Below are 19546 nucleotides of genomic sequence, written 5' to 3'. Positions count from 1 at the left end.
AGTTTTTAATTGGTTATTTGTTATTTTACCAAATCACATCGCATGGTTGTTGTCTTTCTGCAATTACTCTTAAAGAATTTGTTACATAAAATCTGACAAAACCACGCGGTTCAATGTTGTACACGGTTTTACCTTGTATTTTAACTTCCATAGTTGCACCTGATTTGTCAAAATTATAAACAACAATCTGTTGTTTCGGATAGATTCTTCTAAAATTAACAACCATTTTACTATACTCACCAATAACATGAATAAGCCTGTTTCTATCGTCTACCTCCAGTGAACTGAACGAATCCATTAGATATTCATGCGGATTCAACCTGATGGCGTATTCAGATTCATCATTAATGATTTCATCTCTTAAAGAAGCCAGGTTGCCATTAGGAATAAATATTGTATCCGGTTTTTCGCCCTCTGACTTAAAATTCTTACTGGCTTTTACAGATCCTTCTACATTTAGTTTATCACTGTCATTAACTTCTGTTCCCATTCCGAAGTGCGTATTTTCGGAATTGAAATTCAAACCATCAAAATTACCATACTCGGAGCCGTAAAAATAATACTCCTTTATCTTCGTTACTAAAGATCTTCCACGCTCATGATCTATAATACCTGATTCACCTCCAAAATATGCATCCGCAATTACTAATCCTGTATTTTGGTTGGTGGTAAATTCTTCATTTAGCTTTAATCCGTATTGGTACGCATTGTTCCACTGCTGAATATTTGATGAACTAAAATCTGCTTCTGTCCAGAATTTATACCATTTCGTTGTCCAGCTTCCATCAATTCCTTTTCTGATTTTCAGCATTGGAATACCAGAACCATTAATACCACTTTGGTTTGCAAATGCTAACTGATACGACGAGTCTCCTGTAGAGGCACTCGTACCGTCCCAGGGGGAATAAGTCATTATTCCTGCATAATTTCCAGAACCTCCCAATCCTGCCGTATTCGATTTTACAAAATCAAACCTCGCTCTTCGTGAAGTCGAATTGGGAGCAATATCATCAGCATTTCTTGTTCCGTCTCTCGATGTCACAAAAAAATTGGTAATATCGACAGAATTATTTCCGCTTATTTTTAATTGCTGCCCTCCTTCACTTTCCTGATTCGTGCTTAATGTAATCTGGTTTTTATTTACGGCATGCGTACCAAGCGTTGCATCGGGAATAACAGGGCTGTGGGTGAAGGTTTTGGTATCGGATATCGTCTCAGCACCGCTCTTCCTGACGAACAAGTTTGAAGTTTCGTTCTGCGTATAGTAATTGGAAGGATTAAAATCTACACTCGTTAACACCTTCTTCCATGCAGTCCAACTTGCACCACTATTTTCAGTGCTTCTTATAAATGTTACAGTACCCCCAGAAGTTCTGGTCTGGTACTCTTGCACAATACCCGTAGAAATTGTTCTGTATACTCGTAAGCTTCCGGCAAATAACCCATCAGATGGGTAGTTATTGGTTAAAGTGGATCCGGAATTGGTAAGCTGACTATAAAAGCCAGGCGCTAATATGGTATTAAGATCAGTAGCTCCCAGTACCGTTGGAGCATTTGGAATCGAACCTGCAATATTTTGATCGACCCAGGTTCTCGTTGCAACTATATCCGGAACTATATTTAAAATAGATTGATAGTTTGTTGTATCAGTTTCAATCACCTGTGACCAACCTTTCGACCAGTCCGCCGTTCTTCCTGTATAATGAACTCCAACCCTTTCAACTTCTACGGCAACATAGGTATTCCAAAAAGTTGTAGGTTCACCAATATTTATACATACTTTCCCATTAGCATCTATACCCACATTAATAACATTAGTAGGGAAATTGTCTGAAATTTCAATAACAGCTTTTGCTCCATTTGGATTTATTGCTGTTCCAGAAATTTTATAAAACGAAATACGTAGATTTCCTAAAAGCTTATCTTGATATCCGTAAAACTTCAAAGTCACATCAAACATCGTTGCAGAAACCGTTGCTTGCGGAAATTTTATACTAAAAATACCAGTCTGGGCGGCATAGGTAATTTTTTGAAAGACTTTATTAAAAACCCGGCTGTCATTTTCAAATTTCGATAGACTTCCTGAAGTGAAATTAATATTCTTATCAGCCATATTGATATCCGTACCTGCCGGGATATAAGAAGTAGTATCTACCGAACCATCCCCCTTTAAAAACTGTGCAGCTGTACCTCCTACGACTTTAAAGCCTTTTGAGGAGGTATAAAGTGCATATTTGATATCGCTCATATTACAAATCTTTGCTGGTTACTGTTACTGATACCGGGTTTGGTAAATTAGAATCAAATTCAATATCTAATTTGTTTGGATCTGTTAATTTTATTCTACCGTCTATTTTGTAAAAAGTTACGGTATCATACATCGCAACCTCTACGTTTCTGGTTCCTAAGTTGTGTCCGATTGTTGCAGTTCCTGAAATTGAAGTCGTGTAAGACCTTACAAGATTATTTCCGGCAACTACTCTACCTTTGGCATCAACGGTAACCTGATCGTAAGTACCGGCAGCTACGCCTGTTGCAGCCAATGTTAACGATGAGGCCACATTTACCGAACCGTCAAAGCTCACCGCCCAGGTTCCGTCACCTGTAGCAGAAATTGTTCTTGCAGTTGACAGTTTCGCCGCTGATCCGGTAGTATTGATTGCTGCAGTTCCTGTTAATAAGGTTGCTGGAACGGCAGTAACTGGAATTGCGACATTTCCGGAACCATCAATGGTTTGCGCTGTTGCCGTAACTCCGGAAAGGGTAATACTTCTTGCTGTAGTCCATTTGGTAGCAGAAAGAACACTCTTTGCCGAATCTGCAGTATTATCTACATTCGCTAAACCAACATGGGATTTGTTAAGAACCACAACTCCAGTCTGTCCATTAACTGAGTCTACAGCTCCCGAAGTAATATAAACGAACGTGGTTCCCGTCCATCGGTATGTTTTGTTGGTATCAAGAGATACATAAATTTTACCAGTCTCTCCATTAATGACGTTGGTATATGATGCCTCTTTGTAAAACTTACCGTCGGCAGATTTATAATATCCCTCCAACACATCATCCACGTAAGACGGCAATTGAGATGCAGGTACCAGTCCGGATGCATCCAATCCTGCAACACCATTCGCAGCTCCTTTTTGCGATAACGGAATATAATTCGCCAGATCCGATGAAGTGGGCATAGAACCCAGGTTCACTGTGATCCCGTTGGCATTCTGAACGATTCCCGTAACTACATTCCCACTGCCTGAAGTTGTAACCGGTAAGGAAAAGGTGGTTCCCGACAAGGTAAGACCATTACCTGCGCTGTATGTTGTATTGGTAGAGGCTAATGTAATGGTATTCCCGGATTGAGTGATCGCCATGTTAGCACCTGCTGCAAGGGTAACATCACCGGCTACTAAAGAACCTGATGTACCTCCTTTTAAACGGGTAATCGTATCAGGCGTTGTAAACGATCGGTTTGCCGACAGATCATAAGATGTACCGTTAATTGTTAACGTTCGTGTTTTTGGCACATAATCTAATGGATCAAAGTTTCCATCATGCCAAAAAGTACTGATTGACCTCGTACCGCCGCCGGCTGTTAAAATTTCATTGTCTGTTTTTCCTTCGATTTTGTATCCGACTGAGCTTCTATAATAAGCGTATTTAATGTCCATAACTATATTTTTTTAATTGTTAACTGAATTATATTTGGTGGTGTTGAATCAAATAGCACTTCAATAGTATTTGTGTCTACTCTTCTCACCTTAAGGGGTATTGTAAACATTGTAACGGTGTCGTAGGCATCAATTACAAAACTTAGTGTATCAAGATTATGTTTTACGATAGAGTCACCCCTGACCCTCTCTTCATGTTTAGTTTTTTCGTTGCTGATTGCATCTTCGATATTCTGAATTTTATCATAAGCCAAATCATTAAACTGGTTTTGATATACAACAGAACCCCATTTTGAATAGATTCCCAGAAGTCTGATTTTATCATCTGAACTGCCATTGGCAATAACCTCTTTAAGCAAATCGATCTGTTGCCTGTTCTCTTTGATATAATCTAAGATCTCCTGAAGTTCATCAAGATTCACATCATCGGAAGCGAGCATTTCATTAATTTTCTCAATATGTTCAAGCATTTCGTTATCCTTTGCCTGAAGCATATTCACGATTTGTGTGATTTGCTCTTTTGTGTAAACGTTTCCGGTTTCTTCACCACTGTCTACTGTTGCTGCTAGATTGATTTTCAGTTTTTCTTTCCATTGATCTATGTGGGCAGCGGTAAGGTTGGATGCATTAAGCTTTGCCAGCACCGAATCATGTGCGTTTTCATCTTCCAGATGATCTGTAAAAGTTTTCTCTAAACCTTCCACATCACCCATTTCGATTTTTTCATCTAAATGACGGAATGAAGAAAATGTCTGCCGAAACTGAGATTCTGTAGGAATATCACCCTTTTCAAACCAGCTAAATATTGTTGCTAATGATACAGGTTTGAATTCGTCTTGTGTTATCATAAAATTTCTTTTTTTCGATTAAATTATTTGTCTGAATTTTTCATTTGCTTCTATTTTTAATTGGTTTTACAAAATCTTCTCACTGAATTAAATTTTATTTTTCGTTTCTATTAAGTATAAATTGGAAAAGGGTAAACATTTTACTGGGAAAAGAACAAATCAGCCTCCGCTTTACGACGTCTCACCAAGCCATTCAGAACTTTACCTCCGGCGGTAATATATCTTGACGTAAACCAGTCTCGGATTGTTTCTGAATTTGCTTTTTTATTGATTAAAGAAAACAAAGTGTCTGAACCTCCTGTATTGTATGTATGCGATACAAGGGCATCAAACTGATTTTGCGTAAGCGCTACCTTCATTTTACTGTTAACTATTTTCTCATAAGTTGGTAAAACTGAGGAAAACAATTCGGCTCCTCTTTCCCTGCTGATGGCAGGATCTTTCATCGTTACTTTTTTACCACCGGGATAGTATGTATTTCCGTAGCCTATGGTCGGGATACCTGCCGAATCCAGATAAGGCTTTGAACTGAAACCTTCAAATGATAAAATAAGATGTATTCCTTTCTGTGATGTTTTCATTTTTTAAAGTATTTATAGGTGAAAAACATGAGGATTACAGTGATTCCCAGAATGGTCATGAAAATCCAGGCTGTAATTTGAAATCCGGTTACTTTTATTTTTTTTGTTTCCTGATATGCTTCCGAGCTCTTTTCCCTGGCTGTTTCTTTTGAAACTTTATTTTGAGCTATATCCTGAAAAACATTGGTTGATTCTTCTTTTTTATTTTCAGATTTTTTGCTGGATGCTTTTGTATAATGATTGCTGATTGAATATTCTGCATTTCCCATAATGGAAATACTCTGAATGGTATCATTTCCGACAATATTGTGGAAAATAAACGGATTGGATGTATCTGATTTTCCTGTGATCGACATATCTCCGGAAAGTTCATTTTTATATTCCTTAATTGAAATATCAGCAGATTTGCTCTCTGAAGATTCTGAATGCAGTAAGCTCAGGGAATCAACTTTCACTTTTTCGGTTTCCTGTATATTTTCTTTGGAAACGGTCGTAACTTTTTGTTTGCTTCTACAGCAGCCTAACGTAAGGCCACTGAATATAATCAGCAGCAGAATTTTTGCTTTCATGAGCTTAATTTTTAATGATTAAAATGAATTAAGAACTCTTAGTTTTTATTTTTTCCAATGTTCTAAAGGTTTCTTTGAAATATTGTTTCGGTTTAAAAGCCCGATTTATGTTTTCTTTAGCGGCTTCAACCTGTTGGATAAAGCACTCAGGTGTTCAGTTGAGACCATCAACCACTTCGATAAAAGCTTCACACACTTCAAATAGGCGATCAAGCATTTCGATAAAGCAATCAACTGTTCCGAATAGCCAATCAATCGTTTAGAAGAAGCAATCAACCACTCCGAAGAGACAATCAAGTACTCCGAAGAGGCAATCAAGTACAATTTGTTACATTTCAATAACTTACAGCACTTAAAAAAGCAATGAGACAATCCTCTGCATGATGTAATTTTCTATGAGAAAATTTTATCCTCTTTTACATATTCTTTCCTGATGCTTTCTAACAACATATCCGGACTTACTTTGTAATCAGGATCTTTCAGTGCTATCGTTTTTAAACTTACGTCTTGGATTACGTTCATAATATTAGACCCGGTAAGTTCGTATCGTTTAGCAATTTGTTCCAAATCAATTCCATCAAGGTGTAGTTGTTCGGGTAAATTCTGTTGCCAGATACGCAGACGCTCCTCATGCTTGGGATTATTGAATTTTATGCAGCTATGAAAGCGCCTCGTAAAGGCTTTATCCATATTATTTTTGAAGTTAGAGGCCAGAATAATAAGTCCTGAAAATGTTTCTATACGCTGCAGAAGATAAGAAACCTCCTGATTGGCATATTTATCATGGGCATCCCGTACATTGGTACGTTTTCCGAAAATAGCATCGGCCTCATCGAAAAACAGGATCCAGTTTTTATTTTCCGCTTTGTCAAATAATTTAGCCAATTGCTTCTCGGTTTCGCCGATGTATTTTGAAACCAGCATAGAAACATCTACTCTGAAAACAGGACGTTTTGTATATTTTCCCAAAAGACTGGCCGCAAGGGTTTTCCCCGTTCCCGGATCTCCATAAAACAGTACTCTGAAACCTGGTTTAAGTTTTTTCTTCATGCCCCAGTCTTCCATAAGAGTCCGACTGCTGTTATACCAATCTTCAATGCTTTTCAGCTCCTGCAGTGTATTCTGAGGAAGTATAAGATCTTCCCAGGATCGGCTGGTGTACAACAGTTCTGCAGGAAAATCATTGCTCATCTTCGGCAATAATTCTGATCCGAAAACAGCTGCATTAAATGCTTCCTGATGAATACTTATCTGGCTGTTTATGGACGTATGATCCTGACCTGAACCAGAAAAAACAATAATTTCATCTTTAACCAAAACTGCATCTGAAGCGAAATAATCCAGCGCTTTTAATCTTTCTGAAATGCTCTCGCCCCCCAAAATATATTGCACCGTCTGAATCGTAGGATAAAAGAGCCTGCCATTATCATTGACTGAACAAAAATCGAACAGCACGCTGTTGGGAAATTCCAAATAAATACGTTTCAGCAATGCAGGATCCAGCCGTGGTAACAGAGCCATTAAAAGAATAATAACTTCCTGATGGGCAAGCTCTTTCCCTGAAATATAGTTTCCTAATTGAAAGCCTTCATGGTCATTAATTTTAAATTCTGGTGCTGCTGTATTAAAGTCTTCTGCAGAATTGTTGATACGCCAGGTAATTACGTTTTCTAAATGGGTGAATAATTTTTGTATTTTTGTTATCTCCATGGGTTTCTTAGTCTTTTTTTGAATTCAAAATTCATCTCTTGCTTCTCAAAAAGTTGTTTTTTTAACAGCAATTAAAGTTTTGTTTAATTTTATTTTTTTGAAAACGTATATTAATCAAGCATATATAACTCATATGGGAAAGTCTTACCAGAACTGCCACAGCAGTCATTTCTGAAAGTCTTTCTCTTCCCGGAATTCCTACTTTTTTAAAGAAACAATCTTCCGTTTTCACGGAATTGTTGTCTGCTCCTGAAAGAAAATAAACGATCTGATGATCTGTCATTTTGTATCCTGGATGAGATTCTGATCGTTAAGCGTCAGAAAATTCCAATATTTCAAGAGAAAAAGGTTTCCTGTTTCAGAGTTTCTTACCCGGCTTTTTAAAATATTTTGTATGCATCTTATGATGTTTACAATTTATTTTTGGTTCATTTTAGCGAACCTCAGCCGAAAAGCCGCTCACAAATGAGTAAAAATAATCTCTGTAATATTCTGTCTTCATTGGTTATTGTTTTTAGTTTAAATTTCTTTTTTATGATGAATTCTGCTTTTGCAGCACTTAATACAAGATTTTCTGTTTTAAATTTTGGGGAAATATTTACTGGTAACTGAAAAGGTAACCTCAACTAAAAGTATCTCACATCAGAGAATCTTACCCAACTGCCGTAACAGTTGTTTTCTGAAAATTTCTCACATAACGGAATTCCTACTTTTTAAAGAATCAATCTTACTTTTGAAAGAAAATAGAGGATTTTAAGCCTGCTATTTCACATCGTGGATAAGATTCTAATGTCCTGCATTAAAAAATTCAACTATTTCAAAAGTCAAAGGGATCTTGTGTCGGAGTTTCTTACTTGGTTGAGGCTATCTTTTTCATTAACTAATCATATAATTAATCAGGTCTTTTTCGTCCCGCCCCAGAATGATTTTTACATTAACAGGATTCGATCTGTATTTTGTTCCGTTTACATCGATTTCCAAAAGCATTTGAATAAGTGAAAAAGGTTTTCTGTGATGCACCGAGTATCTGAATGACCCAGGTCTGTTAAAAGTACCTGCCGGATAAAAATCTCTGTAGTCAGTACCTGGCCTGAAATAGTTAATCGGATTGATATCAAGAACCATCTCATTTGAGGTTACAGGATATTCGGATTGTCTTCCCCAGGATTCTGCATCTCCCGGAAGTTCTTGATAGAAACCTGCCATTTTTAAAAAACCACTTGTAAGCTTCTTTTTTTGCTTATATCGTTTTATGATGATCTTGGGCTGATGCTTATCAATATCCAGTTCGCCTATTAATTTTACATGTAAACGCTTGTAGCCGACGTATCTGGATAGAACATGTGTGTAACCGTCTATCTTTTCAGGAGAATTTTGAGTCGCATCTTCGACATTCATATGTCCTCTATTGTTATTCCATGGTTCTTCAGCTAAGTAGAAATGATAGTATTTACTTTTGTGATCTCCTGTTGGTTTTACGTCAAGCCCGAAATTAAATTCATTTAAATGGACATAATTATCTATGAATTTTCCAAATTGACTTTCTGTCGGATATTTACCTGTCTCAAAATAGGTTTTCAGCTCCTCTCTTTGGGTTAATGTATTTATTTCTTCCATAATGTTTGAATGTTTTTTACTACTTATGTCCTTTTTATAATTTTTCCTGCTACCAATTATCAAACACGATTGATTCCTGGATTTTTTTGTCTGAATTTTTTTGAAAATGTGATGAGTTTGTTTTTAAAATAAACCTCAACCGAAAAGCAAATCACTTTTGAGAGTCTTACCCAACTGCCGCGACAATTGTTTTTAGAAAGTTCTCCATTACTGAAATTCCTACTTTTTAAAGACTTAAGTCTGCTCTTGAAAGAAAACAACAGGTTTCCTGCTATTTTTTGTCATGGGGAAATTCTAATATCTGCACATCAGAAAATTCCAATATTTCAAGAGTAAAAGGCTTTCTATTATTGAGAATCTTACTCGGTTGAGGATTTATTTTCATGAACAATTACTAATTATTCACATTTATTTGGTTTTATGATTTCCAAATAATTTTTATATTAACTGGCTTAGGCTTGTATTTGCCAGTTGATGAATTGAAGTTCAAAGGTCATTCTTTTTTTATTATTATAAAAGCTTTTTGCTTTGTCTGTTCTGTAGTTGCAGGGCTTTCTGACTGAATGTTTAGCCTTTATTTTGATAGTCCAAAGTTCAGACTTTTTTTCTTCTGGTAAAAGTTTTTTGCCCTGTGTATACTGTAGTTGCAGTAACTCTTATTTATTTGCCTGACTTTCATAATCGCATTCGATTCTGGCATTTCTCACTCCTGACAGCACAGCTCCTGCAGAGACATTGATATTTTTCTGCCCAGGTACTAAAGAGGCAGTCATCAGCAGCGTATCATTATCCTCGTCATAAATTTTACATTCTATAGATTTACTGATTCCGGAGAGATCAGCTCTGTAAAAACAGACTAAAAAATCTCCAAGATCATAATGATCCGTTACCATATCTTCAGAAATATACTTATTGGACCAGTAGTTTCCGTATAATGCGTATTCAATAAGTATTTCGGTTTTATTAACAAAAGTAAGACGTGTATGTAAATTATTTATTTTACGATCAAAATCTTCGTTACTTATCTTTATAGAAATTTTTTTATTTTCCACGGTTACTAGTTCAAAATTCTCCGGAATCGGAGGCAGATTATTTCCGAAAAGCCTGCTCGTTGTATAGCCGTCGTCGATCTGAGTGTTCAGATAGTAATATCTGTATCCTTCTAATCGGTCTACCAGAAATTCTTTTGTACTAACCGTGTAAGGCGCACTGCCCTGAAAATAGCGCTTTTGCTCTTTGTTTTCGGTTTTTTCAATTGTAAAAGTTTGGCTTTCTCCTTCTTTTGAGCTTACAACGATTGGAAATTTCTCATTCTCAATACTACTGGTGCTGTAAAGAATATATCCATTATCAAGAGCAGCCAGATTATTGGCGAGCGTTACCAATTCTTTGTTCGTCAGGACATCTTCTTTAAGTCTGAAAAAATCGATCAATTGTGCAAACTGACTTTCAGTTGGATATTTCCCTGTTTCAAAATAGGTTTTTAATTTTTCTCTCGTGGTTATTTCGTTTTTTTCCATAATAATTTAAATATTCTTTATGTACGATTCAGAGTTCAAAATTCATCCTTTTTTTGTTTTTATTAAAGTTTTTTGCCCTGCCCGTTCTGTAGTTGCAGTGAGTCTTTATTTTTTCCGGACTGGTTTATAATGATATTGGACTGTCCGTAGTTTTGGTGTATTCAAGGATTATGTGAAGTGACCATTCAGCTTTTTGTCCATTTATTTGTGTAAAAACCAGGTAAGAATCGTCATGAAAAAAATTAACAGATAAAGTTTCGGCGTTTGCAATAGAATAGCTTCTGGAACCGATTCTTGCTGTACCGTTTATAAAGATATGCTCTATATTTAATGATGATAATTCTATTGATTTTTCAGGTTCTGCTTCTGAAATATTTTCTATGACTACGCACCTGTAAAGAGGCTTTTTAAATTCATTATCAATTTGAAAATAACTTCCTGTACGGGCTTCTTTGAAATAATGATTAGAATTTGTTCTTTCTTCTATTCCGAATGTCCCATCAGGCTTTGCAACTATGTTTTGGGTAAAACCAGAATCTGCTTTTGGAAGTCGGTGAACCTTTAATGAAGAATCAAAATCCAGAGTTCTTTCTACAAAATCTCCACCTATAAGAGGAAGTGTTACATTATGATTGAGTACGTTTTCTGATGAATGTATGACTAATTTATTATTGGTATTACCGCCAATCGGGGCATTGGCTCCAATGGTAACATTATTATTTCCCTTCAGGTTATTAGGAAGATCTGTAGTATACCCCGATCTGAACCCTAAAAAAGTATTAAAATTATATTCCTGAGTATGCATTGTTCCACCATCAACAAATCCGGAATGGCTTCCCAAAGCCGTATTGCCGTATCCTCCTATGAAGTTGCACATTGCCACTCTGCCAATGGCTGTGTTATTATGGCCTGTAGCAAAATAATACAGCGCGGCCTGCCCCACGACAACATTCCAGTATCCTTCTTTTAGAGCAATCATTGAACCTGACCCAACTACCGTATTTCTGATGCCGGTTGTAAGTTGCATTAATGCATGGCTTCCCAGAGCTACGTTTCCGTCCCCTGTGGTAACATTCTGTAACGCTCCGAAACCAAAGGAACTATTATAAACTCCTGTATGATCAGGATTCATATTTCCAAACCATTGCGACCATGTTGTCTTATTGATTCTTAATTCAATTTTAGTAGAAGGTGTTGATTTACTTTGCACGAATTTAATTCCCTGCTCCGGAACCTGATTATCTCTGCCAACAACTGTTGCAAGAGTTTCCTGGGAATTTATATTTTCCTCTTTATGCCAATAAGAATCGATCCATTCTGCAAATTGACTTTCTGTGGGGTATTTCCCGGTTTCAAAATAGGTTTTTAATTTTTCTCTCGTGGTTATTTCGTTTGTTTCCATGTATTCTATTCTTTGCGGCTTATAATTTTACAGTCCAAAATTCAACCTTTTTTAGTTCTGCCGAAAGTTTTTTGCCGTTTGAATTCTGTAGTTGCAGAAATTAACCGAATGAGAGAAATTTTGGGATGATGGAAGCAAAAGTTATCATTGGGATCTGCATATAACTTCCGGCACCGACTTACTTTTTACATCAAAACATCAAAGGCTCGGATTATAAAATCCGAGCCTTCATTTCTTAACTTATATTTTCAGTGCGTAATTATCGCTAATCTACTTTAAAGAAGAAAAAAACCACCGCAGCCCATTCTTTTTTTACACCTTTAGCATAGCCGAGTGTACCATGACTGCTATTTTCTACCGTTCCATCATCCTTGATATATCCAATGGTTGCATGGCTGCTGTTTTCTACCGTCCCATCTTTTTTTAGGTAACCGACAGTAAGATGGCTTTTGTTTTCTATCGTACCATCGCTTTTGATATAGCCAATGGTACCGTGGCTTTTATTTTCAATAGTTCCGTCACTTTTAATATATCCTACGGTTGCATGGCTTCTGTCTTCGATGGTGCCGTCACTTTTGATATATCCTGCCGTATTGCGGCTTCCGGATTCTATGGTTTGCGCACTTAGAATGGAAAGATTTAACAGAAGTAAAAAAAAGAATAGTATTTTTTTCATGGCTTAAATATTATTTGGTGATTATTTTTGCTTCATTTTTTGTCAATACAATATATAACGAATTTTCTTAAAATAAAAAGATGATTTTAGATTATAACACAAAGCTTCCAAACAATCACAAATTCTTTCCAAATTGAAGTTTTAAAAATTTGACTGAACTTCACTACTTCATATTCAATTTCTTTTGTGTCGTACGGTCAAGGGCATCACAATCGGGCGGCCAACACCCTCTTGACGGTACGGTCAACATACCATTGATGGTACGGTCAACATGATGTTGACTACAGAGTATGTTTTTATATTATATAGTTCAATCTGCTGTTTAACTTTCTGAGTTAAGAATTTTACTCTGTAGATAATTGTCATTGAAGCTTTTACAAATACTTTATCATTGAAAAATGATGACGAAAGCACCGCTTCTCTTCAGCACTGCACACAATCTGTCAATTCTAACAGAGATGCTAAAAACCCGATTAATACATGAACCGCTTTACCCAATGCATTTTCTATGGATTTAGCATTTACATTTCCGCTGGCAATGGCTTTGATTTGAATAAAAAAAGCGAAATTTCTTTACAGAAATTTCGCATATGTATATAAAATATTAAACGTTAAAGGTCATTATAATCCCACTCAAAAAAATAGAAAGTCATTATATTATCAAATATGTTAATTATATAAGGAACACCATCTGAACCTAATTTAGATATCTTTTCTGAGGTTACTACATTTATAAATTCTTGATTTAGATACTTAAAGTTGGAATATAAACGTCCTTTATAATTAATATCTAATGGTAAAAGATTATTCTGCTTTAAAGGATATAATAAATCTTTATTTACTTCAATATAGCTCATTCTATAAAAATCCATGTAATCAAAATCTTCTTCCAATTGTAATGTTAACTCTGTTTTAGCTATTAATTTAATAAACGAATTAACTACATTAGGATCATTATTTCCCTTTAAAAATTCATCGATTATTTGTTTTTGTTGATCAAAAAAATTTCAAAAAAGATTTTTCAAATCAATTTTCAATTTACTAATTGTCATATTTCTATTATTTTTTATATATTAATTCAAAGATATTACTATTTATAAAACTCCTTTAAGTTTTCCATTAAACTTACCATTACCTAGAGCTATTATAATATCTCTTGTAGTGGTACCTCCTGAAGGATTAATTTTATATGCTATCAGAGTTTCATCAGATCCACTAAATAATATAACTGAATCTTTATGCTTATATTCTGTTTGTGAAGTTACATCTTTCCTTTCCTTCTTTATCTACTTTGGTTGTAACAATCTTAAGTTCCTTCAATTCATAGGTTTCTTCTAATACATCTAATTGTTTTTGAATTTGCTTTTTGTCGAGGCTTTTGTCTTTCAGGAGTTTTGTCCCCTCCGTAATCCCTTTATGCAAGTCATTTTTCATTTCTTCCCGCGTACGGGTCTCTTTCTCCTTTTTAGCTTTGCCTTTCTTATCCTTATTGCCAACCTCAATTTTACTCAACAGCTTACCTGCCTTCCCTTTCACAAAAGTCCAGAATTTCACAATGGCATTTTCAATACGCTGTCTAATTTTGCGAATTACGCCCAAAACCTTATCAGCCAATCCGCCAATTCCCAGTAATGAGGCTAAAAAGCCGATTAAAACAGGAACTGCTTTACCCAATGCATTTTCTATGGATTTGGCGACGGGGCTTACATTTCGGCTAAGAATAGCTCTTATTGAATGCAAAAAGCGAAACTTCAAAATTGAAATTTCGCTTCTATATTTATTTTGTCGAACATTAATATTCTATCCCAAATTCTTTTAAATCGGGATCTATATGTGGGAAAATTACAGGAAAAAATCTTTTCATCAGTTCGTAACTCGGTGATTTTTCTTTTAAACAGTAAGTCAAATTCCAATAATTGAAACATTTAGCTTTATAAGCCAATTCTAAATATTGTTCAAATGTAACTTTCATGTCATACAATACTTCCGGAAAACCGCCAAAACCTGTATACAGATACATATTGTCTATTAACTTCCCGTCTTCAACCTTCATGCAGGCAACAACAAATTCATTCGTATCAATAGGTCTTAAATCTCCTCCATTTAATCCTACACTTATTGCAGCATCATATATTCCGGTCAATTTTACTTTTTCTAAATCTACGACATTTGTAAGTTGAGTTATATTTAGATTACCACTGAGCAGTATTTTTACGGCTTCCCAGCTATATCCATTATCTATATACTCTTTCTTTATCCATGGATCTTCTTTGAATACAGCCTCTCTTTCTTTGCCATTTCTAAATCGTTCATCAACAATCATCCATGTTAGTGATAACATAGCGGCTTGACTATAAAAATCAATTAAACTTTCAGGAAAAATCAATCCTTTTTCCTTCACTGTTGTTTCTAAGTTTTCTTTAGAAATAATATGGCTAGGCTTACTTACTGCACCAGGACATAACAATGAATTACTACCTTCAATTTCTTCATAGTATAACGTATCTATAAGTTTTTTATTAATATTTATCATATAAATCTCAATTTATTTTCAATTGTTAATAATCTTAAATTCTCAATATGTGAATCTTTCGCAATCCCAGACATTCTTAGTCTAACATCACTAATTCTGTCAAAAACTCCATTTTTATTACGCTCATTCACTAATTCTTTAAAGAATCCTGTCATTCCTTTAACTTCATTAGCTTTAGCAACCTGCTGTAAACGAGCTGCAGTGGCCGTATTAATGTTTACAGTATAAGGTTCTGGAATTTCAAGGGGCTTATCAAATCCGTATGGACTTGGTGTTCTTTTACCTTTTTTTACATCATATTCTCCAAATTCAACTTTTATATGTGTTGGGAAATCACTAGCACCGTATGTTAAATTGGTTTCATAAAAATAAGATTTATTGTCTTTCCCTGCAACTGCTTTTTTTGCAGGATTTTCAACTGCTAGTTCCATACCTTTGTTTATATCTTTATGAGCGGGGAATAAATTCCATTCAACACCCGGCCCATGTAAATGATGGTTAAGTAAATGGGCTCTTACCCAAAAATCCGAACGCTGATCAGGATCGATTTGTTCCCATCCAACAGGAACACTACTTCCCGGTGAAGAACCATGTGTATTGCCCGGTATCTTTGTTAAAGGCTGGGCAATAACTTGTTTTGCCTTTTTCCCCTGTGTTGTATGAGTAACGTTAGTAGGTAATAAAGAAGTTGTTTCTAGGCTGGTAACACCTATAATTTCAAGTGATGATGCTACAGAAACCAATATATCTTTCATAGCATTATACTCCTCTTTTACATTAGCGCTATACTTTTTATCGTGTTTGCCTATATACTTGGAAAGTTCTTTCCCAAAATTCTTTTTATCGATATTGAGTTTATTGAGTGCATCTTGTTTTTTAGAATAATCACTCGATGTCTTATTTGCATGAATTTCTTCTTGCTTCTGTCTTAACAATTCATTAAAACCTATTCTTGTGCTATAAACAGCTAATTCTCCTTCATTTTCAAACTTCAATCTATGTCCTCCATCAACGTTGATTTTTTCTTCATTATTTCTAAGTTTGGCAAATAATTTTTCTTTTCCATCGGGGATAGTATCTACATCCTCTTTTTTATCCGACCTAAGTTTTCCAACACCAATTTTCCCTAACAATCCTTTCGCCTTCCCTTTCACAAAAGTCCAGAACTTTACAATCGCATTTTCAATACGCTGTCTGATTTTACGGATAACGCCCAAAACCTTATCAGCCAAACCGCCAATTCCCAGTAACGATGCCAAAAAGCCGATTAAAACTGGAACCGCTTTACCCAAAGCGTTTTCTATTGATTTGGCGACGGCACTTACATTTCCGCTGGCAATGGCTGCCACACTGTCGATGAAGGCTTTAATAAGCTCCATAATTTGTGCGGCACGCTGGATGAAGAATTTTACGACATCAATAATCGCCATGGCAACTTTTATAAATGCGCCTACCGGAGTCAGCAAGCCCATAATCCATTTAATTCCCGCCTGAATCACCTGCGTCTGGATCATGTCCATAATGGTATCCATAATCGTGGCTTTCAGATCGGCAAACTGCTCTTTAAGATGTTCCCAAAGCCCAGCAGCACCTTCTTTGCGGACGATCTGCACCATTTCAAAACTGGTTTCCAGAACTTTCATGACCGGCTCTCCAACAACTCTTGAACCGATTGCTCTGATTCCGTTCCAGGTTAAACCAAGCACTTGTGTGGTAATCGAGAAAATTCCTTTCAGTGAGAATATATCTTCCGGCATGGTAAGATCAATGCCTTTCGTTGCTCCCGTAAGCCATGTGAAGAAGCCGGTTTTAAGGTGGGACCAGATATTGGCTCCGAAATTGGCAAATCCCTGACCGACCCCTGCAATAAGGTTTTTAAAGAAACCAATTGGATCTGCAATAATTGCCATTACAACATCTACAATACCTGCCAATAAATTGGTCAATGTGTTTTTAATTTCAATAATAAACGCAAATACTCCGCTTAATGCATTGAGTGCTTTGTTTATGAAACCACTATTTTGTGCTTTCAATTCTTCAATTCTGGCATCAATACTTGCTACGTTTTCGGCATATTTTTTTGCCAGAACATCAATGAGTGCATCTTTTTTACTGTTTACGCTTTCTTCCAGCGCATTAAATTTATTCTGAATATCTGCAATAGCTTCCTTGCCAATCTTACGCAGACTTGGCGATAAACTGTTGACGTACGTCTGTACATCTTTTTTACCTTTGGCAATTCTCGTTTTGGCTGCATTAAGCTGGTTGGTAACATGGGTTGCAATGTCGTCAATGTAATGATCCATCGTATCAATATACAATGCTTTACCACTTACAAAATATTCATTAACTTCTTCCGGGAGTCCGGTCGCTTTGTCCCAAAGCCATAATCCTGCAGTCGCTAAAGCACCATATTTTGCATATGCATCGCCATAACGTTTCTTTTTGTATGCACTCATTCCCTTGTCAACATGATCTTCAAACGCTTTTTTAGCAATCTTACTACCGTACTCAAACATCTCCGCAACTTTTTTATCAAGTTTGTTTAAAATACTGTCAACATCTTTTTTAGAATCTATATAAATACTGTTGATATGGTCGGCGATTTCTTTTCGTTTCTGGCTGTCTTTGGTTGCGGTGTTCTTCTGTTCACCATGGGCATGATTCAAACCGCCTTTTCGGGCATTGTGCATTCCGGCAATATGATGTGCTGCCTGTGATTGTGCCTGATCGCGAGTTTTGGAAAGCTCGTTTTTCTCCGCATTCCTGAAATTTTCTGTGGCGGCAGCACTTTCTTTTTTAGCTTTATTTTTTTCATCTAAAGCTTCAGTGAATGAAGGTTCGTTGGAGTTTGCGAGCATCTGGTCGGTAACTCCATGCGCTTTCATTTCGCTGTCAATGGTATTTGTTTCTTCCCGCAGAGGTTTTTCCACGCTTATAGAATCTCTTTTATTAGGCATTGCTTTTCCTGCATTGGGAATACCCGGAGCTTTCCCTATATTAGGTGTCGGCATTTTGGCAATCGTACGAACAGGCTGTGCTGCAACATTAGGTTTTGCCGCTGTGGCAGAAGCAATATCATTAATAGCGGCATTTTTCTCATTTTTAACATCAGCAACAGCATTTTTATTGACTTGTTGTATATTGTTGTTGTTTTCAAAATCATCTGCTGACGCTTCATCTTTCGGAAGTATGATCCCTTCAATCTTTTGCTTCAACAACGCTTTGAACTCTACTTTACTGAATGTTCCCGGCTTCTGGTCATCCATATAACCAACCTGACCTGCCTGTGCCATACTTTCACGCTCGTTGGCAGGTGAAGGAGCCGCAGCCTGTGCATCATTGCTTGCCTTTTTTGCCGGTTCGTGACTTTTCTGCGATTGTGCAGTTGCTGCTATTTTACTGCTTAATTTAGTAAATTCCGGATTGTTTTGGGCATTTGGAGAAGGTGCGGCTTCAGTGCTTTGCTCTTCTGCTTTATCCTTAGTTTCCACAGACGATTTCTCCTCAGGCTTAGTTTTTGGCTCCGGCTTTAATGCTTTAACATCCTGGTCTTTTTTACTTTCCTGATGCACTTCCGCCTGCTCCTGCATTGTCTTAGGCAAATAATTTCCGGATTTGATATTGTGATAATCCTGTACCTGTGCGACATTCAGGGTTGCTATATAACCTTTTTCCATGTCTTTGGTATCGGGATGATTGATATCTCCGGTTTCTTTCAGGCTGTCTTGATATCTACCATACATTATTTCTGAACCTTGGTCATAAATACTCTGAGAACCGTGCACGGAGGCAATAGCACCATTTAAACCGAGCCTGTTATTATCTTGGTTTGACAATCTGGGTTTAATGATTGCATCACCGGATTTTTGTGTCTGTATATTACCTGCTTCTACCTCGGAAAAAGGCATAACCACCGGATCTTTCGGTCTTTGCTTCTTACCGGGGTTCTTATGGGCTTTGTTGTCTACTTCTACAGGTTTTGCGGTTTTCATTGACTTAGTTTTTTAGTTTCATATTGATTTAAAGGGTATATAAAATGTAATTGGAGCAATTTCACTTTATATACCTGTTGAATGTGGAAAATCCGATCCTATGAGGGAGATTTAAAAAAATTTCAGCAATCAGAAGTGGCATTTTAGTTTGTAGTGAAGAATAGATAACGATGAGCCGCCTTCAGTTTGCTTCCTCTTTTGAATTTTCAGGTTATTCGGGTCAAAAATCACAATTTTTGAGGAGAATACCTTATTTTTCAGGCAATCGATTCTGTAGTTGCAGCAACTCACCACAAGTATTACGATACCAATGGCTGAGTTTTAATTGAAAATAGACGCTTATTAATTTATTGTGGAAAAAGAAAAAAGGCTCGGATTATAAAATCTAAGCCTTTTAAATAAACACCCCAAAAAGCAAAGGCTTTTC

Annotated in this window: 15 protein-coding genes; all 15 read right to left on the bottom strand. The window is 36.3% G+C overall.

All coding sequences use genetic code 11. The features are described 5' to 3' along the window. Nucleotides 1-25: 25 nt before the first annotated feature. The gene (locus tag BLR30_RS09455; RefSeq protein WP_089857531.1) at nt 26-2248 is read right to left on the bottom strand and encodes a pyocin knob domain-containing protein; all 2223 of its coding nucleotides are present in this window, start codon (nt 2246-2248) and stop codon (nt 26-28) included. A gap of 1 nt (nt 2249) precedes the next feature. After that, nucleotides 2250-3668, bottom strand: a complete 1419-nt coding sequence (locus BLR30_RS09450) for a hypothetical protein (protein ID WP_089857529.1) — start codon at nt 3666-3668, stop codon at nt 2250-2252. Between the two features lie 2 nt (nt 3669-3670). Beyond that, nucleotides 3671-4516, bottom strand: coding sequence for a hypothetical protein (locus tag BLR30_RS09445; RefSeq protein ID WP_089857527.1), 846 nt, complete (start codon nt 4514-4516; stop codon nt 3671-3673). A gap of 140 nt (nt 4517-4656) precedes the next feature. Further along, the gene (locus BLR30_RS09440) at nt 4657-5097 is read right to left on the bottom strand and encodes a lysozyme (protein WP_089857525.1); all 441 of its coding nucleotides are present in this window, start codon (nt 5095-5097) and stop codon (nt 4657-4659) included. Continuing rightward, a complete protein-coding gene (locus tag BLR30_RS09435; protein WP_089857523.1) occupies nt 5094-5666 on the bottom strand; it encodes a hypothetical protein in 573 nt (190 codons plus the stop codon). Before BLR30_RS09435 ends, BLR30_RS09440 begins: the two co-directional genes overlap by 4 nt. 393 nt (nt 5667-6059) lie before the next feature. Beyond that, complete coding sequence (locus BLR30_RS09430) at nt 6060-7376, bottom strand: ATP-binding protein (protein ID WP_228400750.1); 1317 nt, start codon at nt 7374-7376, stop codon at nt 6060-6062. 61 nt (nt 7377-7437) lie between these two features. After that, a complete protein-coding gene (locus BLR30_RS09425) occupies nt 7438-7659 on the bottom strand; it encodes a hypothetical protein (RefSeq protein WP_089857521.1) in 222 nt (73 codons plus the stop codon). A 593-nt stretch (nt 7660-8252) separates the two neighbouring features. Next, nucleotides 8253-8993 carry a hypothetical protein gene (locus BLR30_RS09415; protein ID WP_089857517.1) on the bottom strand — a complete coding sequence of 247 codons (741 nt, stop codon included), beginning with the start codon at nt 8991-8993 and terminating at the stop codon, nt 8253-8255. A gap of 656 nt (nt 8994-9649) precedes the next feature. Continuing rightward, nucleotides 9650-10513, bottom strand: coding sequence for a hypothetical protein (locus tag BLR30_RS09410; protein WP_089857515.1), 864 nt, complete (start codon nt 10511-10513; stop codon nt 9650-9652). Nucleotides 10514-10637: 124 nt separating this feature from the next. Next, nucleotides 10638-11915, bottom strand: a complete 1278-nt coding sequence (locus tag BLR30_RS09405; RefSeq protein WP_089857513.1) for a hypothetical protein — start codon at nt 11913-11915, stop codon at nt 10638-10640. A gap of 265 nt (nt 11916-12180) precedes the next feature. Beyond that, nucleotides 12181-12591, bottom strand: coding sequence for a 5-fold beta-flower protein (locus BLR30_RS09400; RefSeq protein ID WP_089857510.1), 411 nt, complete (start codon nt 12589-12591; stop codon nt 12181-12183). A 611-nt stretch (nt 12592-13202) separates the two neighbouring features. Next, nucleotides 13203-13484: a hypothetical protein gene (locus BLR30_RS09395; protein ID WP_139164612.1), complete on the bottom strand. Its 282-nt coding sequence runs from the start codon at nt 13482-13484 to the stop codon at nt 13203-13205. A gap of 349 nt (nt 13485-13833) precedes the next feature. Next, on the bottom strand, nt 13834-14331 hold the full coding sequence (locus tag BLR30_RS09390) for a hypothetical protein (protein ID WP_089857505.1): 498 nt from the start codon (nt 14329-14331) through the stop codon (nt 13834-13836). Nucleotides 14332-14383: 52 nt separating this feature from the next. Then, the gene (locus tag BLR30_RS09385; RefSeq protein ID WP_089857503.1) at nt 14384-15124 is read right to left on the bottom strand and encodes a hypothetical protein; all 741 of its coding nucleotides are present in this window, start codon (nt 15122-15124) and stop codon (nt 14384-14386) included. Then, nucleotides 15121-19119, bottom strand: a complete 3999-nt coding sequence (locus BLR30_RS09380; protein WP_089857501.1) for a hypothetical protein — start codon at nt 19117-19119, stop codon at nt 15121-15123. Before BLR30_RS09380 ends, BLR30_RS09385 begins: the two co-directional genes overlap by 4 nt. Nucleotides 19120-19546 lie beyond the last annotated feature (427 nt).

The organism is Chryseobacterium taeanense (assembly GCF_900099685.1).
GTDB classification, from domain to species: domain Bacteria; phylum Bacteroidota; class Bacteroidia; order Flavobacteriales; family Weeksellaceae; genus Chryseobacterium; species Chryseobacterium taeanense.
This window is presented reverse-complemented; position numbering and strand designations above follow the sequence as displayed.